27 protein-coding genes and 1 pseudogene are annotated in these 22,263 nt (G+C 71.0%); 17 read left to right on the top strand and 11 right to left on the bottom strand.

Annotated elements, in window-relative coordinates:
• Positions 1-2: 2 nt before the first annotated feature.
• The 5 genes from ABD363_RS15720 to ABD363_RS15700 all read right to left on the bottom strand — a co-directional run bounded on the left by ABD363_RS15720 (position 3) and on the right by ABD363_RS15700 (position 2,926).
• On the bottom strand, positions 3-770 hold the full coding sequence (locus ABD363_RS15720) for a M48 family metallopeptidase (RefSeq protein ID WP_344603806.1): 768 nt from the start codon (positions 768-770) through the stop codon (positions 3-5).
• A gap of 77 nt (positions 771-847) precedes the next feature.
• The gene (locus ABD363_RS15715) at positions 848-1,291 is read right to left on the bottom strand and encodes a hypothetical protein (RefSeq protein ID WP_344603804.1); all 444 of its coding nucleotides are present in this window, start codon (positions 1,289-1,291) and stop codon (positions 848-850) included.
• 73 nt (positions 1,292-1,364) lie between these two features.
• On the bottom strand, positions 1,365-1,724 hold the full coding sequence (locus ABD363_RS15710; RefSeq protein WP_344603802.1) for a hypothetical protein: 360 nt from the start codon (positions 1,722-1,724) through the stop codon (positions 1,365-1,367).
• A gap of 94 nt (positions 1,725-1,818) precedes the next feature.
• Positions 1,819-2,328: a hypothetical protein gene (locus ABD363_RS15705; RefSeq protein ID WP_344603800.1), complete on the bottom strand. Its 510-nt coding sequence runs from the start codon at positions 2,326-2,328 to the stop codon at positions 1,819-1,821.
• 145 nt (positions 2,329-2,473) lie between these two features.
• Positions 2,474-2,926 carry a hypothetical protein gene (locus ABD363_RS15700; RefSeq protein ID WP_344603798.1) on the bottom strand — a complete coding sequence of 151 codons (453 nt, stop codon included), beginning with the start codon at positions 2,924-2,926 and terminating at the stop codon, positions 2,474-2,476.
• A gap of 274 nt (positions 2,927-3,200) precedes the next feature.
• On the opposite strand from ABD363_RS15700, the gene ABD363_RS15695 reads away from it, so the two are divergent.
• The 17 genes from ABD363_RS15695 (at position 3,201) to ABD363_RS15615 (ending at position 16,032) form a co-directional block, all read left to right on the top strand.
• Positions 3,201-4,286, top strand: coding sequence for a hypothetical protein (locus ABD363_RS15695; protein WP_344603796.1), 1,086 nt, complete (start codon positions 3,201-3,203; stop codon positions 4,284-4,286).
• A gap of 198 nt (positions 4,287-4,484) precedes the next feature.
• Positions 4,485-5,324: a hypothetical protein gene (locus tag ABD363_RS15690; protein WP_344603794.1), complete on the top strand. Its 840-nt coding sequence runs from the start codon at positions 4,485-4,487 to the stop codon at positions 5,322-5,324.
• Between the two features lie 382 nt (positions 5,325-5,706).
• A complete protein-coding gene (locus ABD363_RS15685; protein WP_344603792.1) occupies positions 5,707-6,132 on the top strand; it encodes a hypothetical protein in 426 nt (141 codons plus the stop codon).
• A gap of 96 nt (positions 6,133-6,228) precedes the next feature.
• Complete coding sequence (locus tag ABD363_RS15680; protein ID WP_344603790.1) at positions 6,229-6,555, top strand: hypothetical protein; 327 nt, start codon at positions 6,229-6,231, stop codon at positions 6,553-6,555.
• A gap of 98 nt (positions 6,556-6,653) precedes the next feature.
• Positions 6,654-6,959, top strand: coding sequence for a hypothetical protein (locus ABD363_RS15675; RefSeq protein WP_344603788.1), 306 nt, complete (start codon positions 6,654-6,656; stop codon positions 6,957-6,959).
• A gap of 78 nt (positions 6,960-7,037) precedes the next feature.
• Positions 7,038-7,931, top strand: coding sequence for a hypothetical protein (locus ABD363_RS15670; RefSeq protein ID WP_344603786.1), 894 nt, complete (start codon positions 7,038-7,040; stop codon positions 7,929-7,931).
• A gap of 78 nt (positions 7,932-8,009) precedes the next feature.
• The gene (locus ABD363_RS15665; protein ID WP_344603784.1) at positions 8,010-8,459 is read left to right on the top strand and encodes a hypothetical protein; all 450 of its coding nucleotides are present in this window, start codon (positions 8,010-8,012) and stop codon (positions 8,457-8,459) included.
• Positions 8,460-8,545: 86 nt separating this feature from the next.
• A complete protein-coding gene (locus ABD363_RS15660) occupies positions 8,546-9,643 on the top strand; it encodes a phosphoadenosine phosphosulfate reductase domain-containing protein (RefSeq protein WP_344603782.1) in 1,098 nt (365 codons plus the stop codon).
• A 72-nt stretch (positions 9,644-9,715) separates the two neighbouring features.
• Entirely contained in the window at positions 9,716-10,291 is a 576-nt protein-coding gene (locus ABD363_RS15655; RefSeq protein ID WP_344603780.1) for a hypothetical protein, read from the top strand.
• A 229-nt stretch (positions 10,292-10,520) separates the two neighbouring features.
• The gene (locus tag ABD363_RS15650; protein WP_344603778.1) at positions 10,521-11,210 is read left to right on the top strand and encodes a hypothetical protein; all 690 of its coding nucleotides are present in this window, start codon (positions 10,521-10,523) and stop codon (positions 11,208-11,210) included.
• Positions 11,211-11,285: 75 nt separating this feature from the next.
• Positions 11,286-12,206 carry a hypothetical protein gene (locus ABD363_RS15645; RefSeq protein WP_344603776.1) on the top strand — a complete coding sequence of 307 codons (921 nt, stop codon included), beginning with the start codon at positions 11,286-11,288 and terminating at the stop codon, positions 12,204-12,206.
• Positions 12,207-12,277: 71 nt separating this feature from the next.
• A complete protein-coding gene (locus tag ABD363_RS15640) occupies positions 12,278-12,553 on the top strand; it encodes a hypothetical protein (protein ID WP_344603774.1) in 276 nt (91 codons plus the stop codon).
• A gap of 27 nt (positions 12,554-12,580) precedes the next feature.
• Positions 12,581-12,712: a hypothetical protein gene (locus ABD363_RS15635; RefSeq protein ID WP_344603773.1), complete on the top strand. Its 132-nt coding sequence runs from the start codon at positions 12,581-12,583 to the stop codon at positions 12,710-12,712.
• A 57-nt stretch (positions 12,713-12,769) separates the two neighbouring features.
• Positions 12,770-13,213 carry a hypothetical protein gene (locus ABD363_RS15630; protein WP_344603772.1) on the top strand — a complete coding sequence of 148 codons (444 nt, stop codon included), beginning with the start codon at positions 12,770-12,772 and terminating at the stop codon, positions 13,211-13,213.
• Positions 13,214-13,262: 49 nt separating this feature from the next.
• The gene (locus ABD363_RS15625; protein ID WP_344603770.1) at positions 13,263-13,910 is read left to right on the top strand and encodes a hypothetical protein; all 648 of its coding nucleotides are present in this window, start codon (positions 13,263-13,265) and stop codon (positions 13,908-13,910) included.
• A 131-nt stretch (positions 13,911-14,041) separates the two neighbouring features.
• Positions 14,042-15,067: a hypothetical protein gene (locus ABD363_RS15620; RefSeq protein WP_344603768.1), complete on the top strand. Its 1,026-nt coding sequence runs from the start codon at positions 14,042-14,044 to the stop codon at positions 15,065-15,067.
• 287 nt (positions 15,068-15,354) lie between these two features.
• Complete coding sequence (locus ABD363_RS15615; protein ID WP_344603766.1) at positions 15,355-16,032, top strand: hypothetical protein; 678 nt, start codon at positions 15,355-15,357, stop codon at positions 16,030-16,032.
• A 334-nt stretch (positions 16,033-16,366) separates the two neighbouring features.
• Here ABD363_RS15615 and ABD363_RS15610 read toward each other — a convergent pair whose 3' ends face one another.
• The 6 genes and pseudogenes from ABD363_RS15610 to ABD363_RS15585 all read right to left on the bottom strand — a co-directional run bounded on the left by ABD363_RS15610 (position 16,367) and on the right by ABD363_RS15585 (position 22,046).
• Entirely contained in the window at positions 16,367-17,260 is an 894-nt protein-coding gene (locus ABD363_RS15610) for a hypothetical protein (RefSeq protein WP_344603764.1), read from the bottom strand.
• Positions 17,257-18,036 (bottom strand): annotated as a pseudogene (locus ABD363_RS15605) (ParA family protein); the annotation flags it as partial. The gene ABD363_RS15610 and the pseudogene ABD363_RS15605, both read right to left, overlap by 4 nt.
• A gap of 228 nt (positions 18,037-18,264) precedes the next feature.
• Positions 18,265-19,665 carry an NAD(P)/FAD-dependent oxidoreductase gene (locus tag ABD363_RS15600; protein WP_344603761.1) on the bottom strand — a complete coding sequence of 467 codons (1,401 nt, stop codon included), beginning with the start codon at positions 19,663-19,665 and terminating at the stop codon, positions 18,265-18,267.
• On the bottom strand, positions 19,658-20,848 hold the full coding sequence (locus ABD363_RS15595; protein WP_344603759.1) for an MAB_1171c family putative transporter: 1,191 nt from the start codon (positions 20,846-20,848) through the stop codon (positions 19,658-19,660). Before ABD363_RS15595 ends, ABD363_RS15600 begins: the two co-directional genes overlap by 8 nt.
• A complete protein-coding gene (locus tag ABD363_RS15590) occupies positions 20,848-21,462 on the bottom strand; it encodes a toxin (protein WP_344603757.1) in 615 nt (204 codons plus the stop codon). The genes ABD363_RS15595 and ABD363_RS15590 overlap by 1 nt, the downstream gene beginning before the upstream one ends.
• The gene (locus ABD363_RS15585; protein WP_344603755.1) at positions 21,459-22,046 is read right to left on the bottom strand and encodes a hypothetical protein; all 588 of its coding nucleotides are present in this window, start codon (positions 22,044-22,046) and stop codon (positions 21,459-21,461) included. Before ABD363_RS15585 ends, ABD363_RS15590 begins: the two co-directional genes overlap by 4 nt.
• Positions 22,047-22,263 lie beyond the last annotated feature (217 nt).

Raw genomic sequence — 22,263 nt, 5'->3', positions numbered from 1 at the left:
GGTCAGGGGCGGGTGTCGCCCATCCAGACGGTGCGGCCCTCCCGGGCGAGGCGGCGCTGTTCCTCGCGGGCGAGGGGGATCACGCGTTCCGTGACGCGCCAGAACTCAGGGCCGTGCGCGGCTCCGGCGGGCCGGGTGGCGTGGGCCAGCTCGTGCCCCAGCACGTAGCGGGCGAGGGACGGCCGGAGCTGCATCGTCTGCCAGGCCAACGTCACCCGGTGCCGGGCGGGCTCGTACTTCCCCCAGCGCTTCCGGCCGATGTCGGCGACGCGCAGCTCGGGCGGCGGGGTGCCCGGCGGCATCAGCCGGGACCACAGCGCCGGCGCTTCCTGCTCCAGCCACGCCGTGCCCTGCTCGCAGTACCAACGGATGATCGGCTTCGCCCCGTCGCGTGCCAGGAGGTCACGGCCGATGGTGAGGCGTTCCCCGTCGCGGGCGGCCGGGGCGCGGCCGTCGAGGGTCCGCAGACGCAGGGACCGGCCAAGCCAGGTGAACCCTGCCCCGTCGGTCAGGGCGGGTACGTGGAAGTCGGGGGCGTTCTCGCGGGCCTTGACGACGTGCCCGGCAATCCTCGGCCGTATCCGGTGCAGTCCGGCAATGACGTGTTGGGTGTCGAGGGCGGCCGGGACGGCGATGGTCAGGGTGGTACCGCCGGGCTCGACGGTTACGCCGAGCGTGCGGCGGCGGCTGCTGATTCGGACGGCGAGGGTGAAGCCGTCGAGGATGCCGTCAGCGGCGACGGCGGCGGATATCTGCTCTGCGGTGGGCACGGGGCCGGGTCTCCTGTCTGGGTGCAGGGGGCCGGGGCGCAGCGGTGCGGTGCTGCGCCCCGGCGGGCGGGGAACTGTCAGGCGGCGGCGGTGAACCTGCGGCGGGGGGCGGCCGCCTCCTCTCGCACATCGCGGGCGGTGTCGCGCACGGTGGCCATGACGTCCTCGGCCTGGTCCGGCGTGAGCCGCTCCGAGTCCTTGCGGGGGCCCTCCTCGGCCTCCACGACGGCGAACACGGCCGCGAAAATCTCAGCGGCCAGCAGACGCCCGGCCTTCATCCGGCGGTCGATCATGCCCGTTGCGGCGTCGAACTCCTCACGGGCCGCGGCGACCTTCTGCCCGTAGTACAGGGCGGAGCCCCACCCGTTCTCGACGTACTCGCGGCGGACGGTCGTTTCAGCGATGTGCAGTCCGTCGCGGATCGCGGCGTTGGCCTGCCCGCGCTCCATCAGGCCGTCGCGGACGTACTTGTTCACAACGTCGCGGGCGGCTCGTTCGGTGGCGCTCATCTTCCGGGCCATGCGGTCGGTCCTCTCGTGTGCTGTGCGGGGCCAGGGCGCGGCATGGGCGCCCCGGCGGGATGGGTGGGGTGTGTCAGGCGGTGCGGGCGGCCTGAGCGGGGGTGAAGGGGGCGCGCTCCTGGTCCGCCATCATGCGGAGCTGCCGGGTGTGGTCGCAGGTGGTGCACTCCGTTCGCCGCATCCCGGAGTTGGTGCAGTGGGTGAGGGCCCACTCGGCGACGTGGGCGGCGCGGTTCAGGGCGCTGTGGAGCAGGCGGACGGTCGCGCGTCCCTCCCGCTCCGCTGCGGCCACGGCTGCGCGCAGCTCCTCGACGCGGGCCTGACGCTCGTTCGCGGTCTCGGAGTCGACGATGGCCCACTGTTCGCGGGTGAAGTGGCCCGCGCCGTTCGTGCGGGTCTGCGGCGTCCAGGTGGGGAACGGCGTGTTGCTCATGGGGTGGTGGTTCCTCTCGTGCGGTGCGGGAGCCGGGGCGCGGTCGGTACGCCCCGGCGGGGAGCTGTGGGGATTCAGTGGCGCGGCGGCCGGCTCACGGCTGGTTGTGCTGGGCCCACTGGGTGTCGATGGCGAACAGGGCGGCGGCGAACTCCTCCGTACCCGGCACGGCGTTGATGCGGGCGATCAGCTTCCGGCCGGCCGGGACGGCGTGCGGGGTGCCGTCCGCGTCGGTGTAGGCGTACGCCTCGCGCTTGGCTACGGTCGTGCACAGGTCGGCGTATTCGACTTCGCCCCGGCACTGCGGCGGGACGTCGGGGCCGCACTGGCGGTTGCCCATCGTGGCGCAGTCCCATCCGGTTTCGTCCTCGTCGACGATGCCGTCTCGGTTGTCGTCGCCCATGAGGTCCGCGCGCCCGTCGGTCCAGCCTTCGCTATACGCGGTGTCGGCCGCGTTGCGGTCGGTCTCGGGCAGGAAGTCCGCCGGGGTGGCGTCGGAGGCGCCGAGGGTGCCCAGGGTGCCGAGGATGAGCACGGCGGCGCCGGCGGCGAGGACCGACGCCGCGCGGGGGCGGCGGGCCAGGATGTGCGGGAAGCGACGCATGGGGGTGTTCCTTCGTTCGTGGTCGGGGGTCCCGGTGCTCTCCGGGGCCGGTGGGGCGGTGCGCCCTGCGCCCGCGCCGGCCGGGCCGGTTCGGGGGCGGGGTGCACCGCCCGCCGTGGGGGTGGCGGCGGGCGGTGCGGGTCTGTCAGAAGGTGCAGGTACCGGCGAGGTGGCGGCGGGAGCGGGGGGCGATGGTGGCGTTGCCCCGGACACGCAGGTCGCCGGTGTGGTCGTAGTCGCGCCACCAGCGGGTGTTCGCGTCCCATCCGGACTCGCCGACGATGAAGCCGTGGAAGGTGCCGCCGTCCCATGTGCGGTACTGGCTGAGGCCCCACTGGTGCACGTCGTCGGTGACGACCGGGGAGGCCAGCAGCGCGTCGAAGATCGTGCGGACGGTGGCGGCGGCCCAGGAGTCGGCCGGGTGCGCGACCGACTCCTGCGGGAAGTAGCCGCGAGCGTTCAGGCCCACGCCTTCGAGGGCGGCGGCGGCCAGGAGGCGGGCGACGTCGTCGGGGATGACGGCGTACACGCGGCCCATGTGGTCGGTGGTCGGGGTGACGTCGGCGACGGTGAGAGTCGGCATGGTGGCAGTGGCCATCTGGTGTTCCTCGCTTCGTGGTCGGGTCCCGGTGCTCTCCGGGGCCAGCGGGGCGAACCGCTGGAGAAGACAGTACCCCAACATGAACCCTGCGCAACACCCACTGTCGAAATTTTTAAAAATGCGCAGGTCAGAAGCCATAAACTCTGAGCGTCACACCTCATTGATTTAGGTGGGTTGCATATTCTGCCGGTGTGGCTGTACGGTCAGGGCACGCCACAAGGCGAAGCCGGGGCGAGCATCCCCGACCGGACCACGAACGAAGGAGCACCCGATGGCCACGAACCAGACCGGCAAGGCGCAGCCGGCCGACCGCTTCCACATGCGTACCGTCAACGGCGGCACCCCCGAGCGCATCGAGACCCGTAAGGCCCTGGCCGAGATCAACAACGCGATGATGTTGCCGGGCAAGAAGGCCGTCCGCACCATGTCGGCCATCGGGTCCCGCGCCCGTATCGAGTACCGCGACAATCGGGGCGTTGTGGAGCTGCGCCCGGCCACGGCTCAGGAGAACGCCGACTGGAAGCCCGAGGCTGAGCAGTACGCTCCCGGCGACACGGTCATCGTCCGCCCCGAGGTCTACAACCCGACGGCCCGCAAGTACCGCATCCTCCCCGAGTACGCGGGCACCGTCGTGAACTGGACGGGCACGCACTACAACGTCCGCGCCGCCAACCCCGACCAGCACGGCCCCGACGGCGTCCGGCCGTGCCGCCCCCGGGAACTGCGCCCCGACCCCCGCGTCACCGGCACCGCCCCCTGGTTCACCAACAACCAGGACGTCACCGCCGCCCTGGCCGTACTCAAGGCCGCCGGCCACACCCTCGGCTCTCTCGCCCTGCGGACCGGGGGCGCCAACATTGACGGGGCCTTCGTCACCCCCGAGGGAGGCCAGGGCAACACGGGCAGCCGCGTGTCCTACCTGGCCAATGGCTGGGCCGAGGAATCCGCCACGGCCCGCCGCAACGCCCAGCGCCGTACCGAGGAGCGCACCGCCCGGAACAAGGCCCTCGACGCCTACGCCGCGACGCTCCGCGCGGCGGGCTGGAAGGTCTACCACGTCGCATCGTCCAACACGCAGACCCGCCGCGTTCTGCACCTGCTGGTGTGGCCGCCGGCCACCGCCGAGGAGAAGGCCGCCAACATCCTCGGGCCCGGCGCAAAGTGGATCCGCCACGACTTCACGCCGGGTCAGGGCGCGCCGTGCCGCACCGTGTTCCGCGAGTCTGCGCTGAACCTGATCACTGAGCATCTGAACGCTGGCGCGAAGGTCTACCCGTCCACCGAGGGTGGCGTGAAGATCGAGCCGACGGACGCCAAGACGTCGTACTGGCTCCAGCCGTTCCCCGCCACGCGCTAGCCCCCCTCGGGGGTGCCGCCCGGCCGAACGGGTCGGGCGGCGCCCCCGGGCCCCATACGCGCCCGCGCGCGTGTGGACGGTCCAGAAAGTACGGAAACCGCGTCTGCCGGGCCCGTCCCGGCGGCGACGTAAGCCGCTTGTGTGCGGCGTAGTTCCGGCGAGAGCACGCCGGATGGACCACGAAGTGAGGAGCACCCAATGGCGTCTGCGGTCGATGCGCTGAGGACCGGTATCAAGGTCGCTGACGAGATCATCTCGTTGGCGCGTGCGTTCGATCTGGCCGTGACGGTGGAGCGGCAGGAGGAGGCGGCGCAGACCCGGTTCACGGTGCGGTTTGGGATGAGGGTCCCTGTGGCGTACGCCGGTACGGAGCTGGGACGGGCCATCGAGGACGACACCCTGACGGTGGTGTGGGCCAAGAGTCACTGGAAGGGCGCCCGGGGCCGCATGCTGGAGGCCACGGCGTGGAGCGGGGGCAGCTCCCAGAAGGTGCGCACCCTGGCCCTGGTCGAGGAAGGTGTGCGGCGTCTGGGGCACGATGCTGCCCGGTACGCCCGTGAGGCCGCGCCCCTGCCGGAAGACGTCGTACCGGCCCCGCACGCGCTCTACATCGACGGGAAGTTGCGGTACAAGGGCATCCCGGCCGCGACCGTGCGCCGCATCGTGAACAACCGGCGGGCCCGCGGGTGGCTCGTCCACCAGGACGACGAGAGGGCCGTGTGCGTCGACAACCGCCGGTACGTGCCGGTTACCGGCGGGCGGGAGGGTGCGGCCGGCGTGGCGCCCGTTCCGGGCCGGACGTACCGCGTGGTGATCGCCGAGCAGCAGTCGGGATACACGATGGCGGGACAGGAGGTCACCGCCCAGTACGTAGCTGAGATGATCAAGACCCTGGGGCGCACCGGCGTTACGCCGTTCCCTGTGGGCGCTGAGGGGATCATCGGCCTGGGCTCGATGCTCTACGTCCCCGCCGGCCTCTTCGGCTCCGGCCGGAACGCCGCGCCCGTCCTCAAGGCGCAGGCCCTCGCACAGCAGTGATGCCGCTTTCGGGGCCGTCCGATCGAGCGGCCCCGGTTGGCCGGTCCGCGCCGCGCGGACCGGTCCCCCTGCGGCGGAGAGCACCGCCGCACCACGAAGGAGAGGACATCCGCGTCGTCCCCCTGTTCGACCGGCCCTCCCCCGCCGCCGCTTCGGCCCGTTCCTCAGCCGCGCCGGCTGACGGGCGGGGCGCCGATCATCCACCGGGCGCGAGTCATCGGGGATGTCTTCCTGATTACTTGATACATGGACACCCCTAGTGAATCAACAGGCGCAATCTCAACTTTCACCAGGGAAAGCCTAGACATGATTTACGTGGGTATACTATTCTCTGTGTTGGCGGGAGAGCACCCGCCAAGACCACGAAGAGAGGAACGCCCCCATGGACGCTGCCCTTGCCATGAAGCCCTTGCAGCAACTCCTGGCCCAGTACGGGCAGATGCGGATGGTTCTGCACCCCGACCCCGAGCAGTGCAGCATCCCCAGGGAGAAGCGCCAGGCGTACCGGCACTACCTCATGCACGCCGATCAGCTCCGCGAAAGCCGCATCGACGCCAACAACGGCAGTACGCGGCTGAGCATCCGGTTCCTCACGTACACCGACCCCGTCTCGCTCACCTACCGGTACGCCGTCGACTACTGGTCCCTGCGCACCCGTGTGGTCATCGACCACACGCTCCGCGCCGTGGCCGAGAAGGCCTACGAGGAGACCGTCCGGGCAGAGTTCGCGCACCCGGCACTCCCCATGTCCGTGAAGCGGTTCACGCGCGGTCTGGCCAGCTTCTACGACGTCACCGACGTCATCTGACCGGGTCTGGTCCCTCTCTCGCCGGGGCGAGACCGTACGCGCCGCGCCCCGGCACCCTCCCCCATCTCACCGCACGTTCACCGAGGAGACCCGCCCGTGAGCACCGCCCCCGCCATCGAGCGCCCCACCTACCCGGAATGCCGCCGGTCCTGGATGCAGGAGCCCGATGCCCCTACCTGCTTCGCCTGGATCACCGCGCGCGCCATCTTCCGCGCCGAGCAGGCCCAGCTCCGAGCGAACAACGCGCTGCGCTCGATGACCAGCGACCGCGTTGAGGCCCGCTACTGGGCCGCCTACCCGGAGGAGCGTAACGCCCGGCGCGCAGCCCTCACGAGGGAGCGTGACGACGCCTGGGCGGAGATCGGCGCGCTGCTGGCCCGACGTGCCGAGTGCACGTGCACCGGGCCGGATATGTGGCGTTGAGCGTCCGCCATCCCGCGTAACAGCTCCCCGCTGGACGGGGCGTGCCCCCACCGCGCCCCGGCACCCTTCAACCGCACTCACGCCATCGGAGCGCCCCAGTGACCCCTGATGCCGCCCTGGGCCACCTGATCACCGTCCTTGCCGGACAGCTCACTACCAACCCCGTCCCCGTCGCCTTCTGGATGCCGACCGCTGGTGACCGCGCCGGCGCCGTCATCTGGGGAGACCCCAACCGGCGGACCTCGTACCGGCCCGGAGACGACCCTGCGGAGTGGGAGTTCCGCGAGCTGGTCATGGGTTGGCCGGAGTTCGTCAACCTCATCCGCGGCGGACTCGCCCCCGCCCAGGTCAACACCGCGATCCAGGCCCGCGCAGCCCGGTACCGCGCCCGCTACGGCCTCTAACGCCTCCGCCGGGGCGCGCTCCGTGTTGCGCCCCGGCACCTCCCCAGACCATCCGACTTCACCGAGGAGAACCCCGTCATGCCCCGTGCCGCTTGGGACGCCACCCCGACCGCCTACCAGGCCCGCCTTCTGATCGCCGCGCTCGATGACTCCCAGCGCCGCATCCCGTCCGACGCCAAGACCCGCACGGTCGACATCATGCGCCTGCGCCAGTGGGTCCGGCCCCGCCGGCTCGACAGCAGCGCCTCGTTCATCGAGTCGAGCGTCCGGGACTTCGTGCTCACCCACCACGGCGTGAACGCGGCCCAGCGGGCACTCACCGCGCAGCTCGCCCAGAAGTACCCCATCGGTGCCGCGGCCTTCTTCACCCCCGAAGGCGCCACGGCGCGGGACGTCGTCGTCGTGACCTCCGGACCCGACCAGGAGGGCACCGTCGAGGTGCTCAGCATGAAGCAGGGCGGCGCGCCGGTCCGTGCACCGCTCACCGCGCTGGAGGAGCTGCCCGAGCTGCCGCCGGAGCCCGAGGGCGAGATCACCGACTGGTGGACGATCACGGACGCCCAGGGCGCGGAGCTCACCCGCGTGCAGGCCGAGGACGACCCCCGGGCGCGGAAGGCGGCCGAGCGTCACCCGGCGGTCGTCGCGGCGGTCCGCCGGGACAAGGGGTTCGCCGTGCGCCGTCTGCGTACCTCGGAACTGTCCGTCCCCGTCGGGGAGCTGCGCGGGGCGCCCCGCTTCTCCCCGGCCCCGGCCGTCGTGGAGCCTACTCGGACGGTTCCGGCCGCTGCCCCGGCCCGCCGCGCCGACACGGTCCGCTCCGAGTACGTCGGCCGGTCGATCCCGTCCCGGCTCGAGGCGGCCGGAGTCCCGGGCGGGATGAAGTACAGCCGCGCGGCGGGTGCCCTGCGCTGGGTCCTCCCCGGAGGTGAGGAGCTCACCCCGGGTGAGGCCGTCGACCGCTTCTTGAGCTAGCCACACACCCGCCGGGGCGCGGCTCCCCCGCTGCGCCCCGGCCCTCCGCCGACCGTTTCAACCCACGAAAGGCCAGCCATGCAGACCATCGCCCTGTTCAACGTCCCGACCGCCCTGGAGCCGGCCGCCCAGCCCCGCCGTGTGCCGCTCCCGTTGGGAGAGCTGCCCGTCTCGAGCGTCCCGGCCGCGTACGACCGGGATCACCTCTACAGCCCGAAGGCGAACACGGCCGCGGTCGTCGACCACCGGCCCGGCGACCAGTTCCCCCCGCTCCCGCCGTCCCCGTCGGAGCCGAAGGCGTGGTACGCCTGGTGGCGGACCGAGGCCAGCGTGCCCACGCCGGACTACCTGGGGCTCGAGCCCGGCGACGTGATCACCGTCGTGGACACCGGAACTGCGACCGTCGTATCCACCTGCCGGTTCGGCGCAGTCGTCCGCTACGAGCTGCCTCCGTCCGAGTGGCGCGACAAGGAGCACGCGGAGATGTACGTGACCGCCCGCAACCAGTTCGGCCACTGGTACCGCTGACCATCCACCCGGGGCGCAGCTCCCGCGCTGCGCCCCGGGCCCGCTGCCCCGCTCTCCGCCCCTGCCACGCTCTCGAGGATCCCGCCATGCAGACCGCGACCCTGTTCGACCTCCCTGACATCCAGACCCTCCAGGAAGCCCCGGCGGCCGCCGCGCCGGCGAAGCCCAAGCCGAAGCGGAAGATACGGGCCGTGCACCCGTCGGTGCCGCTCAGCCCGTGGACGACCGTGCCGGACGAGCTGATCCGGGATGCGGACTGGGTGGTCATATCGAGTTCGGGCGGGAAGGATTCGCAGGCCATGCTCTCGTACGTCGTCCAGCGTGCGCGGGCCCTGGGGATGCTGGACAAGGTCGTCGTCGTTCACGCGGACCTGGGCCGGGTCGAGTGGGCGGGTACCCGCGAGCTCGCCGAGCTCCAGGCGCGCCTGGCCGGGGTCCGCCGGTTCGAGGTGGTCCAGGCGTCCGGCGCCGATCTCCTCGACCGCGTCGAGATCCGCTACGGCAAACTCAAGGCGAAGGCGCAGCAGGAGGCCCTCGAGCGGGGCGAGGACCCGGCCACGGTGAAGGTCCCGCCGGCCTGGCCGTCGAGTTCAGCGCGCTGGTGCACCCCGGACGTGAAGCGGGGCCCGATCCGGACCCTCTACACGCGGCTGGTCGCGGAGCTCGCGCATCTGGGCCGCCCGGTGCGCATCCTGGAGTGCATCGGGCAACGCGCCGCGGAGAGCAACCAGCGGGCGAAGCTCGCCGAGGTGGAGATCAACCGCGGGGCGAGCAACGGGAAGCGGCACGTCACCACCTGGCGGCCCATCCACGCGTGGAGCGACCGGAAGGTGTGGCGGGAGATCGCCCGTTCCCGTCTGCCGTACCACCCGGCGTATGACTGGTCAAACCGGCGCCTGAGCTGCGTTTTCTGTGTCCTCGGGTGCAACAGCGACCTGGTGAACGGTGCGCGGCGCGTGCCGGAGCTCGCCGAGGCGTACGCCCGGATGGAGATCACCGTGGGGGCCGACTTCAAGAAGGGGCTGAGCATGGCGGAGATCATCCGGCGCGCTCAGGCCCTAGAGGCGGCCGAGGGCCCCGCCGCGCGGCCGCCGGTCGGTACAGCGATGGCCGAGCACGTCGGGCGGGCCGTGACGAGCAAGTACCGCGCCCGCCGGACCGCGTTGTACGGCGTGGCCGCCTGATTCGCACCATGCCCGCGCCGGGCCCGGTCCGGCGCGGGCAGACTGCCCCCCCTCTTCCTGATGGAGACGACGATGACCGAGCAGCCCGAGGACCTCGACGAGCGGCCGGAGGCGGTGCGCGCCCTGGTGGGCCGGACCATCACGGTGACGGAGGCCCTGTCGGGGATCCCGAACAGCCGGCCGTACCAGCTCCGCGTGACCGACGCCCGCATGTCGCCCGACTCGGCGTCCGGCGTGGTGTGGGTGACTGGTGACCGGCTCCGCATGGACGGCACACCCGCCCGGCGGAAGCGCGGGCCCGTGAAAAACACCACCATCTGGCTGGCCGACGGCTGGCCGGAGATCCTCAGCCTGCCCGCCCTGCCACCGCGCGAGTGGGTACGGGAGGCCGTGGGACAGCCGATGTATGCGGAGCACCAGCGCACCGGTATGGCGGCCCAGATCGTCGACCAGGGCGTGACCTACCGGGTCACGGTCGGCGACGTCGACGAGGGCCAGGCCGTGCCCGGGGACCAGGTGGCGCAGAAGGTGGCCGAGGTGCTCGCTGTGCACGGGGTGCGGCTGGACCGGCACGCGGACGGGCGGACGCTGCGGCTGCGCTACGACGACGGCCGGCCCGCGGTGATCCTGACGCCGGTGGGCCCGTAGACGGACCGGCTGGAGCGTACGGCGGGGATCGTCCTGGTGGACGGCCCCCGCTTCTGTTTCTGACGTCCCCCTACCCCAAGCATTCTTATGGGTGTACCATTTCATGTGTTGGTGGAGAGCAACCACCGACGGACCACAAAGCGAGGAAACCCCTATGTCTTCTGCTGTCCTTTCCGGCATTCCCGCACTTTCAGAGAATGCATATCCCACGGGATCGCGTCCCGCGTCGATGCTCGCCCCCGGCAGCGCCGGCCAGCAGATGGCCGACGCGCTTGCCGAGTGGGGCGTGACCGTCCACCACGACGAAGACGCCGGTAACTCCTGGCTGCTCATCAACCTGGACGGCGACGACTTTCCCGGCATCGGCACGCCGCACCTGGTCGCCTACGTCTACGACTGGGAAAAGGACGCGCTGTTCGTCGACGAGCCCTTGGAGGGCCGGGCTGCCACCTGGCGCGTGAACTTCAACAACGGCCGTACCGAGGCGCCCGTGTTCACCGGCAAGCGGACCGACCCGGCCACCGACACCACCCAGTGCGCCGCGTTCATCGCGGACTACCTCACCGCGCCCCCGGCCGCCACCGCTGACGGTGTGCTGCTGGACGCGCTGGAGACGTACGGGATCACCGCCAAGCCTGACGTGTCGTGCTACGTCGTGCCGCTGCCCGCGGCCGCGGCCGCGGCCGACGGCACGGAGTACCTGACCATCTCCGGCAGCGACGACGCGACCATCGACCACCCGGCCGCGGAGCACCGGGGTTGGACGGTGTGGCGGCACTCCGCCAACGGGGAGCCGATCGGGGACGCGCTCCTGGAGCACCCCGGCACCGCGTCGGTGGACTGCGTGACCGACTCCGTCCAGGTCGCCGAGGAGATCGCCGCCTACCTCGCCGCGTTCACCGGCTCCCGCCTGTCCTGACACAGGTTGCCGGGGCGCGACGTTCCCCCATGCGCCCCGGCATCTTCCGCAACCCACGTCCATGGAAGGACACCGATGGACTCCGTCGACTTCACCCCGAGGGACATCCCTGCCCTGCGCCGGGCCGCGCGGTACCTGCGCCGCACGGAGCTGGAGCTGCCGAGCACGGCGGACCCCAAGACCCATGACGCCATCCTCGTTTCCGCGCTGCGGCTGGACGGCGAGGCCGACGCGCTGGGCGGGCAGGCCCCCGACCCGAGCGTGAAGGACACCCGGCGCCCGATCTTCAACCAGCTCGTCGCCCCCGGGGCCGGCGGGCGCATGTGGCACGAGGAGGCGAAGGCGCTCCTCGACGCCCACGAGGACGCCGTCCGGGCCGCCGCCGCGGTGGGCATGCTGCGCCTCCAGGGCGCGATGCTCGCCCTGCACCCGAGGACCGACAACCCCCGGCACGGGTGCTGCGCCCCGCCGAAGCTCTGCAGGGGCCACCGGCCGGAGTGCCGGAGCAGCGAGCACACCATCGGTGGTCAAGTGCCGTGGCCGTGCCGATCGCTGCGCGCCGTCGGAATCCGCAGCGACTCCGACGCCGACGCCGTGCGCCAGGCCCTGGCCGAGCTCGAGCGCCAGGCCGACCCCCACGGCTACCCGAGCCGGAAGAAGGGGACCCGCGGCCGCGCTGTGCACGCCACCAGGCAGATGCACGACGGCATCGGCGACATCGGCGCGTGCGGGGTGTACTTCCCGCGCGACATGGAGTCCAGCCTCGAGGACCCCGACGCCGAGGTGACGTGCCTGGCCTGTATCAAGGCGCTCGCCTTCAAGAAGCAGACCGACGACGAGTTGGAGGCCGCGCTCGACGGCGGGAGCGCTCACCGCTGCAACCTGCCGCCCACCCGCCGCCTGCCGTGCGGCTGCTGCCCGCACCAGGTCTGCGAGGACTGCGCGCGCTGCGCCCACAAGTGCGAGTGCGGTACCGGCGGCACGCCCACCAAGTAGCCCATCCCGGCCGGGCGCCCCGCGCGCCCGGCCCGCTCCTCACCCGCCCGAGACCCGGCAGGAGTTGCGAGATGACGCCGTACGAGCGCCTTATGGCCGAGGCCATCCCGACCGGCAAGTTCGGCGGTCCGGACGTCGACAGCCAGGCGCGCAAGACGTCGGCCGCGACGTCGACGCCGGAGCAGCAGGCCGCGCGCCGCGCCGCTCTGGAGGAGGCACAGCGCGGGTGGCACCTGCCGGACAAGGACTCGGAGCGCAAGCGGGAGCGCAGCCGCGAGCGCAAGCGCGCCGCCCGCCCGCGTCATCTGCGTCTCGTACCCGACCCGACCGACGCCGAAGCCGCTTGATCACCCCACGCCCAGAGAGGCACCGCCATGCGATGGACCGTCACGCCCCGCCGCCGCAAGCCGAACAGCCGCCGCTGGACCGTCGACCGCACCGAGTACGCCCGCCGCCGGCCGTGGCTGCTCGAGCTCCTCAGCCTGTCCGTCCCTCGTCCCGCCTGACCGCCCGCCCATCGCCGCGGCGTACGCCCGCGGCCGTCCCGAGAATGGAACACCCCCGTGCCTAACCAGCTTGCCGTCGTCCGGTCGCTCCGCGAGGACGTCATCGGTCCGAACCATCACTACTCGTTCGGTGAGATCGCCACCATGCCTGTCGAGCCGTACGAGGCGGTCACGGAGGCGATGGCCGCGATCCTCGAGCGGGTCGCCGTGGCCGTGGACTGGCGGCGTCTCCTCGTTGAGGCGTCCTGGCGTCACATGGAGCTGCACCCGGACCGGAAGGAGAACCTGCTTCGGTACCAGAGCGAGGTCACCGGGGTGTGCGGCGAGTGCCTCGCCGAGGCCCTGCTTCAAGAGCACACGGGGGCGCCGGACTGGAAGCGGTCGCCGGAGGCCGAGATGCGGCACCAGGCCGTCGACTGGGCCGCGGTCGTCGCCGAGGCCCTCCCGCACCGCCGCGGGCTCATCAAGCACCAGTACCGGACGCCGCACCGTGGCCGGTAAGCCCGAGGCCACCCTTCACTCCGCCCGCCCTGTTCACCAGGAGAAGACGATGACCAGCTCCACCCCTGCCGACTCCGGCCGGCTCACCTACCCGTACTGCTACACCGACGGCCAGAACCACCGTCTGAATCTGCACACCGCGGTCGACGGGAACGGTGAGCCGTACGTGTGGGTCGACGCCGAGAACTTCGCCCACGGCGGCGCCCAGGTGTCCGTGTGGCTGACGATTGAGCAGGTCGCCGAGCTCGACGCCGCGCTCAACACCGGCAGCGAGTACCGCGCCACCGACCACACGGGCGACAGCCTCAGCGTGACGCCGGGCGCCACCTGGACCACGTTCACCGTGACCCGGCAGGCGAACGACGACGACGAGGCCGCCGCGGTGCCCGTCGTCGTCCTCACCGGCCGGCTGCCGGAGTTGCGCGACGCGCTCGCCACGACCGCGCAGTTCGCGCAGCAGCGCATCGCTGCAGGCGCGCGGAAGCCGTACGTGCTCACCCCGGCTGAGCATGACCGGGCGTGGCACGCGATCGAGGACGCCGCCGGCGAGCCGGGGGCCGACCCGGGCACGATCCTGCGGGCCGTCCTTGGTGCGCTGCAGATCCTGCCGCCCAGCGCCGAGGACTGGGAGGCCGCCCGTGCGGAACTGCACGGCCGCCGAGGTGCGCAGGACGGGACGCCGCGCCGTGACCGGTAAGCCCACAGGCCGTGCCCTGGTCTGCCGCTGGTGAGACGACGAGCCCGGTGGCCGCGGGGAAGCGCGGCGGCCGGGCGGCACGGCTCCCAAAATACTGTAAAGAGCTTTACGGTTAGGGTAAGATGTCTTACATGACAGAGATCGCATACACCGCGAACTACGTGACACAGGAACAACTCCGCCTCGCCTACGCCCGGCTCGGCCACACCTCCCCCACCCCCAAGTGGGCGGCAACCTTGCTGATCAGGCCGAGCCTCACGATGGCATGGGCGTGCCCCGTCCTCGCGTCGGACCGGACGGAGGAGGACTCGGCCCGGTACGACTGGCACGTCATCGCCGAGGCGGGTGAGCTGGACTGGCCGCCGCTCCGGCCCGAGGACGAGATTTGGCCGGCCCTGCTGGAGAAGGAGCCGGTGCCCACCGGGGAACTGGCCGAGCGCCAGGCGGCCATGCTCGGGCAGACCGTCGAGGAGATGCACCGCGCCGCGCTGCGCCGTCACTACCTGTCCGACGCGCACATCGGCGGCCTCAAGCGCAACAAGGCGGACGTCAACTTCGACCCGATCGTGCGGGACTGGGACGCGACCGCCCGCGAACTCGCGGCCTTCCTCGACACCCACCGGCCCCCCAAGCTGACCGCGGAGCAGCGGGTGATGGTGCAGGGCGTGCGCCTGGCCGAGCTGGAGGCGCAGGTGGAGCAGACCAAGGACAGCCTGGGCCGGCTGATGCGCAACGCCGCGCGCGAACAGGGCGAGAGGCTGCGCCGCGGCTTCAAAGCAAACATGACGGCCTGGTCGGGGAAGTCGCGGCCCACCGTGGACGCCTGGCTGGCGGCCCCGGGTTGCTGCGAAGGGCCGGTTCCCGACGATGCGGGGCAGATCGTCCTGGTGAACGCCCGCGTCGGCGACGAGGTGCCCGGTGTGGAGCTGTCCAACCTCGCCGAGCAGGGGCGAGAGGTGAGCTTCCTGAACGGGCCGCACCCCGAGATCGACGCGTTCTTCAGCGAGGTGGGGTACGGCCCGGACCAACCGGACGAGCTGATCTACGCGTTCCCCGCCGGGGAGGCTCAGGCCCCGTACGGCTTCCCGATCGGCACGTTCGACGTCCCGGCCGCAGACGTGAAGACCATCCGCGAAGCCATCGCCGCCCAGCCCTGACAGCTCTCGTGCTCCGCCGAACCGCCCGCCGCCGCGCGGGCGGTTCGCTATGGTGGGCTCATTGCTCCCCGCCGACGCGGGGGTGACCCAATCACTGAACCTCTTCAGCTGATCGGTCGAGTGCTGTCCCCGCCGACGCGGGGGTGCCCGCCCTGAGCCTGTCACGGCCATGGTGCGGCTTCCTGCTCCCCGCAGCGCGGGGATAGCCCCGGTGCCTCCTGTGAGGCCCGCTCGGGCGTGCTCCCCGCGCATGCAGGGTCAAGTCGAAGGGATGAAAGGTGCCCCGTATGCCTGCTCAGCCTCACCCCCTGGCCGAGTACGCCGACCGTATCGACGCGGCGAAGGTCTACACGCTCCGGCAGCTCGCCGAGCTGCTCGAGCTTGCCCCCTCCAGCGTGTCAGGGATGGCCCGCTACGGCTGGCTCCCCGGCAGCCGCATGAAGCCCCACCGCCGCGGCGGCCGCACCTACACCTGGACCGGCAAGCAGTTGCTGCGCCTGGCCGCGCGCCCGATCCGGGTGAGGTTCGACCACGAGCGCTACGCGCCGTCGACGCTGTACCGCGTCGGCTGCCGGTGCCCGACCTGCGTGCAGGCGCACAGCGCCGACAGCCAGGAGCGGAAGCGGGCCCTGGCCGACGAGGCGTTCCCGAAGGAGAAGCGGGACCGGCTCGTCGCCCTGGTCGCCGACGCCACGCCCGTGGCCGAGGCCGCGGCCGAGGTCGGCGTGACCCTGGGCCAGGTCTATGGCCGGGCGACGTGGGATGCGGCCTTCGCCGAGGAGCTGGACGAGGCCGCGTGGTCCCTGTGCGTGCTGGGCCAGACCGACCCGGCCTGCAGCACGGCCAGCGGCTACCGCGGGAAGCCGGGTGGGACGTCGCCGCGGCCGGCCTGCCGGGGGACCGGGTGCAGGGAGTGGCGCCGTGGCCAGGCGCAGTTGGAGCGGTCCGAGGCCGCCGCGGCGTAAGGCGCTCGCACCCGTGATGCACGATGGCCCCGGACCGAAGTCCGGGGCCATCTGTGCTGGTGAGCAACTGTCACCCATCACGGTGGATGCTGCGTTGCGATCCTCACCCGGGAACCCGATCCCGGTTCTCAACCGCGCCGATGGTGCGCGATGTGCCACCCTCGTCCCCTTGCGGGGCGAGGCGGTTTCACCGTAGCACTTCCCCCAGACAGCCGGGTATCGGTTGTCCTCTTTCGGGTTACACAACTGCCGTATGCTGCACACCTGTTACACACACGCGCGGAGCCCCGGCCACCTGCTATGGCCGGGCCTTCGCGCGTTCTATGCGGTGCGCCTACTTGGCTTCCTTCTTCATGCGGGCGAGGACCGCGTCGAATACGGCGGGGTCCTCGACGAAGGCCTCGAGCAGGTGGCGCTCGACCTCGACGCGCGGGATGCGGCCGCGGTTGAGAGCGTCGGCCAGGGCGAGGGCGCGGCGTTCGACGTTGCGGCGGACGGCCGGGGGGATGCCGGTGCTCGCCGGCAGCGCCTTCGGTTCGGCGTTTTCGATGACGCCCTCGAGCATGCGGGTGATCTGGTCGGCGTCTTCGTCGTCCTTGAGCGCCAGGTCGTCGGGCAGGAGCTTGACCAGGTCCCGGAGTCGTTCGGCGGTGACCTTGTCCGCGCCGTGCTGCTCGACGGCGATCTCGTACAGGGCGACGCCGGCGTTCAGGCCGTACTTGTTCGTGAGCGGGACGAGTTCGCGGACCTGCCCCTCGGGGGCGTTGTAGCCGCGCGCGGCGAGGGCCTCGGCCAGGGGCCAGGCGGCACGGAGCTTGGAGCATCGGGACTGCTTGATGCCGTACTCGTTCCAGGCCCATTCCTCGATCGTCGTGTAATACTCGCCGGGCTTGATCTTGTGGGGGATGCGCCGGAACAGGCGGCCCGTGGCGATGGTGTCGAGGGACTTGCCCGCCATCCAGTACGCCGTCGTCAGCAGCTCCACGCCGCCGACGCAGGCGTCCAGGCGTGCCTTCTCCTCGGCGGTGAGCTCGCCCTCCCCGGCGGGCTCAACGGGGTCGGGGATCTGGTGCAGGCCGGGCCGGGCCGCCTCGACGGCATCCGCGATGCGCGCCGTGACGGCGGACTCGGTCGCTTCGGTGCGGGCGGCTTCGGTGCGGACCAGGGCGTTGGCGGTGGTGTCCGTCTCCTCCTCGTCGCCCCAGCCCAGATCGAACCTCTTGGTCATGCGGCCTTCACCAGCCCCGCGTTCGCGGCGATGTCGCGGAAGAAGCCGGCCGTGTCGCACCTGGGCCGGAACTGGACGACCGGCAGGCCCTCGTGGCGGGCCTCCTTGAGGTCGGCGGACCGGATCGGTACCTCGCCGAGCAGCGGGATGGTGGGGTGCTGGCGGAGCACGTCGTACACCTCGCGGTCGAAGGCGCCCATGGGCTTGGTGACGCGGCCGATGATCAGGCCGAGAACGTCAAAGTCGTCGCGGTCGACGAGCTTCATGATCTTCTTGTGCTGGGCGATCTGCAGGCGGACGCCCTCCATCGCCCACTCGTCGACGTCGACGTTGATGATGGCGAAGTCCGCGGCCGCGGTCTGAGCGTCGGTGTCGGTGTCGAGGGCTGGCCGCATGTCCAGCAGGATCACGTCCACCTCGCCGTGGAACGGCTCGAGCATCCGCCGGTAGAGGGTCAGACCCATGCCGGTGTCGCGCAGGCCGCTGGACAGCAGCGCCATGTCGATGCTCGCCGGCAGGAGCTGGATGTTGGGCACCTGCGTCTGGACGACGAGCGGGTGAGCGTCGAGGACCTCGAGGACCGCGGTGCTCTGGGTGAAGCCAGCAGGGTTCGGCCGCTTCACCTTGAAGGCGGTGGTGGCGTTGCCCTGGGGGTCGCAGTCGACGATCAGGACGCGAAGGCCGTGCTCGGCGAGCGCGCCGGCGAGGTTGATGGTGTGCGTGGTCTTGCCGACGCCGCCCTTCTGGTTGCACATGGCGATGATGACCGGGCGGCCGTCGCGGTTCATGAGGTCGGCGACGCGGTCTCTGAGTTCCGCGGCTCGTGGTCGGGGGTCGAGGAAGGTCCCCGCGGTGGTGTTCGTCATGGGAGGGACGATAGTCAGACGGACGGCCGGGGTCGGGCGGCGCTCCCGTATCGGTGCGGGATCTGGTACGTGGTAAGGCCCCGTACGTCACCCGTACGGGGCCCTGGACGTTTGCCCAATTGGGCAAGAATGATCTTGTTAGCTCAAGGCCGTCTTTCGCTCGTCGCCGCGCAGGGGCGGTTCTACGAGGTGAGGCTTCCGCCGGCCGAACAGCATGGGCCAAAGCATGTCCGGCGAGATCAGGCGGGTGGCCGGCTTCTCCAGGCTCATCACGTCCAGCAGGGCGGCCAAGGCGCGCGGGTTGCTGGCGCCGGTCTCGACGCACCGGTCGACGTAGCGGGCGAGGAGCCTTTCCGCAGCGGTGGGCGGGGTGTCGGTGGCGCCCGGATAGAGGGCGTCTTGTCCGACGGCCAGGTCCCAGGCCGCGGCGACGGGGCGGGCTGCGGCTCGCTGGAGGCGCCGGGCGGTGCCGGGCGTGGTGAGGGGGGTGGAGTGCAGCACCGCGCGGACGGCCAGCGCGCACTGTGCGGCGACGGTGAGGCCGTGGCCGTAGACGGGGTTGTAGCTGGCGATGGCGTCGCCGATGACGGTGAACCCGTCGGGCCAGCGGTCCATTCTCTCGTAGTAGCGGCGGTGGTTGGCTGTGCTGCGGGTGGTGGCTACCTCGCTGATCGGCTCGGCGTTTTTCAGCAGTTCCCCGATGATGGGGTCGCCGAGGCCGAGCGCGAAGTCGACGAAGGCCTCGGGGTCGCTGGTGGGCTCGCCGCCGCGCGTGCCGGACAGGGTCACGATCCACTGGGCGTTCTCGATCGGCAGGATGATGCCGCCTTGGCCGGGTGCCTTGGCGGGGTTGGCCTGTACGTTGATCAGCGGGAAGTCGGCGCTCGCGGTGGAGCCGGGGGCGCGGTAGAGGCGGGTGGCGTAGGTGACGCCGGCGTTCACCTCCCGCTCGGTGACCGCGGGTAGGCCGAGGGCCTGTAGCCACTGGGGGGCGCGGGAGCCGCGGCCGGAGGCGTCGACGACGAGGTCGGCGTGCAGGGTGTGCTCGTCGCTGCCGGCTCTGACCCGAACACCGGTGACGCGGGTAGCGGTGCCCTCGAGGGCGAGCGCGGTGGTGTCCTGGTGGAGCGTGATCCGTTCGTCGTTCAGGACCCGGGCTCGGAGCGCGGCGTCCAGGAGGAGGCGGGAGCACACCAGGTTGCGGTGGTGGGTGGACCGGAAGCGGCGGAACCATATCTCGTTGGGCGCCCGGGACACCATGTCGCCCATGATGTGCACCAGGCGCGCGCCGCTGGCGACGATCTCCTCGATGACGCCGGGCAGCAGCGTGTTGAAGGCTTGCACGCCGCCGCTCCACACGAGGTGAGCGTGGCGTGCTTGGGGGACGCCTCGGCGTGGTTCCGGCCCGTTGGGCAGGGGGTCGCGTTCGACGATGGTGACGTCGGCGAACTCGGTGAGCGCGGCCGCGGCGAACAGGCCGGCGGCGCTGGCGCCTATGACGATCGCGGTGGGTCGGCCAGTGGTGGCTTGCTCAGGCATGGAAGGTCACGCTTTCTGTGCTGGTCACCTGCTGGCGGATGCTGTCGAGGGTGCGGGGCCGGGACAGGGCCTGCGCTACGGCGTCGAGGTAGTCGATGACGTCGGGGCCGATCTGGGGGACTTCGTCGCCGGTGTGGCGGGGCTGTTGGCGGCGGTAGGCGTCGGTGGCGTCCTGCAGGGCGACGGCGCCGGCGATGCCTCGGGCGTTTGCCTTTCCACGCGTGGCGACGGCGGCGGCGTGGGCCCGCTGGTAGGTCTCGGGGGAGAAGTACGGGGCGAGCAGGCGCAGTGCGTCGTGGATGCGCTGCTGGCGTTGCAGGACACGGAGGTCGAGAGGGACCCACCAGCCGAAGCGGGCCGTGGCCGCGGCCGGCTGGACGACGCGGACCGTGCGCCACAGGAACCGCAGGCGCTGGTAGTCGCGCAGTTCCCGGCAGACCTTCTGACACCAGGGCCCGACCTGGGGGGCGATGAAGCCCAGTGCCACCAGGACGGCCTCCAGGAGAGCGAAGGGGGGTGCGGCCTTGGTGCTGAGCCAGTCCAGGTTGTTGCCGGTCCAGCGGGCGCCTACGGCGATCAGTTTGGCCACGTCGAATACGAGGCCGGAGGCGTATCCGACCTGGAGGCAGACGAGGCCCGTGCGGAGCCAGCGGTGGGTGACCTGGGGGTACCACTTCCACAGCATGTACGCGGCGATCAGGGATGACACCATGTGAGCGGTCACGTACAGCAGAGTGTGCTCGCGCATCCACGGGGTGGTGGCGTAGTAGGTGTCGAGGTCGTAGATCCGCGGCTCTGGAACGTCCGCCAGGAGGAACGTTGCCCACAGGGCGAGGATGATGCCGGCGTAGATCCAGTAGATCGCGCGCATGCGCCTGTCTCGCCGCTTCGAGGGGGGTTCCCTCCAGCGCATGATCATGGTCAAGCCGGTGGCGCAGAAGGCGGTCAGGAAGCTGTACGCCCACGGTGCCGCGATGTTCGGGATGCCCGTCCAGACGTTCAGCCGATGAATGTTGGCGGGGGTGATGACGACCAGGACGGCAGTTGCGCAGGTCAGGAGGATGGTCGTCGCCCGTACGTCGGCGTCCTTCATGGCCCGCAGGAAGGTGGGCGCCTTCAGCAGCAGGGCTATGGCCAAAAGCGCGGTCGGCAGGATGTAGGGGATGTGGAAGTCAGGGCTCATCAGAGGATGCGTCCGCCACGGTTGAGCAGGGACAGGTTCAGGCGGCCCTCAACGGTGCCGGGGTTCGCGGGGCTTTGTGCGTAGCGGCCGGTCATCCAGGTACGCGCTTCGCGGCCGAAGAACAGGCCGAACGTTTCGGCGTCCACTTCGGCGCTGGCGACGGATTCGGACCGAGCGGCTACCGCCAGGATGGCGTCACGCGGGATCTCCTCGGTGCTGAGGATCTGTTCGGCGGCGCGTCGGATGGCGTCGGGCGCCTGGTCGGTGGGGAGGGCTCGGGCCGCGGCGTTCATTCCGGCGAGGTGGTAGCAGGAGTCACCGCGCGCTTCGTGCCACAGCTCGTGGCCCAGGATGACCAGTTGGGCCTCGGGGTGCATGTGCTGTTCCACCACGATGATGGAGCGGTCGCCAAAGTCGATGCGCATGCCGGAGACGGGTACGGGAAGGTCGGCGGGGAAGGTTCTGAACGCGAGGTCGATGGGGCGCTCCAGGTGGGCGCTCAGTGCTCGGCAGAACGCTTGCATGACGACCTGCGGTTCGGCCGGCCGTTGGATGGTCTTGGCGGCTTCCTTGCCCAGAGAGGACAGCAGGGCCTTCATCGCACGGGTGCTCATCGGCTGGTGTCTCCCTTCGGCGGCATGACCGACTTGATGACTCCTTCCAAGAGGTTCTCAAGCTGCCCGCGCGTCATACTGCCGTGATGACGGAGATCCATGGCTTTTATGCCGAATTTCTCCATAAGCGCCGTAACTGGGTCTTGTTCGGGATTCTCATATTTTGTCAGGATTGGCAGCAGAACGCGGTTGAGAGCGTCGGCCGGCGGCGCAGTGAAAAAGGCCTCCCCTCCCTCGACTCTGAAGAAGGCCACGAGGTCGTGCAGCAGGGGAACGCTGGGCATTTTCTCCCCCTTGAGCACCTGTCGGGCCCACTTCGTAGAGATGCCCAGCCTCTCGTGCACCTCCAGAACAAGGTCACTCAACCTCTTTTCACGGGAGCTCAGGTAGGCGTCCGCGAGCCGCTTGATGCGGTCGCAGACGCGTTCCTCGACCGTGTCCTGCGGGAGGTCGTCGCCGCGGAGCAGGGCTCGGACGGTGCTCTCTGGCAGGGCCGTTTTGGCAGCCAGCACTTGCGGGTTGAGGTCCTGCTCGCCCGTGTGCGCTCTGAGGCGTCGAAGGGTCTCGGGGAGAGGCAGCTCCACTGGTGGCTCCTGATGTCGTGGGACTTTGCTGCCCGAACACTACGCGGCGGAGCGCCCACAGGGAACGATCGTCCCCTGTGAGGGAACGATCGTTGACACAGGTGACTGATGCATTGCAAGATCCAGCCAGCGGAATCGGTCCGTCCGAGCACGCTACGTAACTGCCCTGCGAATACTCCCCTGTTCGCGGCGTACCCGCTCACAGAAAGTAGCGAAA

The sequence above is a fragment of the Streptomyces glaucus genome, from assembly GCF_039533365.1.
GTDB classification, from domain to species: Bacteria; Actinomycetota; Actinomycetes; order Streptomycetales; family Streptomycetaceae; genus Streptomyces; species Streptomyces glaucus.
The sequence above is the reverse complement of the archived record's forward strand: the minus strand, read 5'-3'. Positions and strand labels throughout refer to the sequence as shown.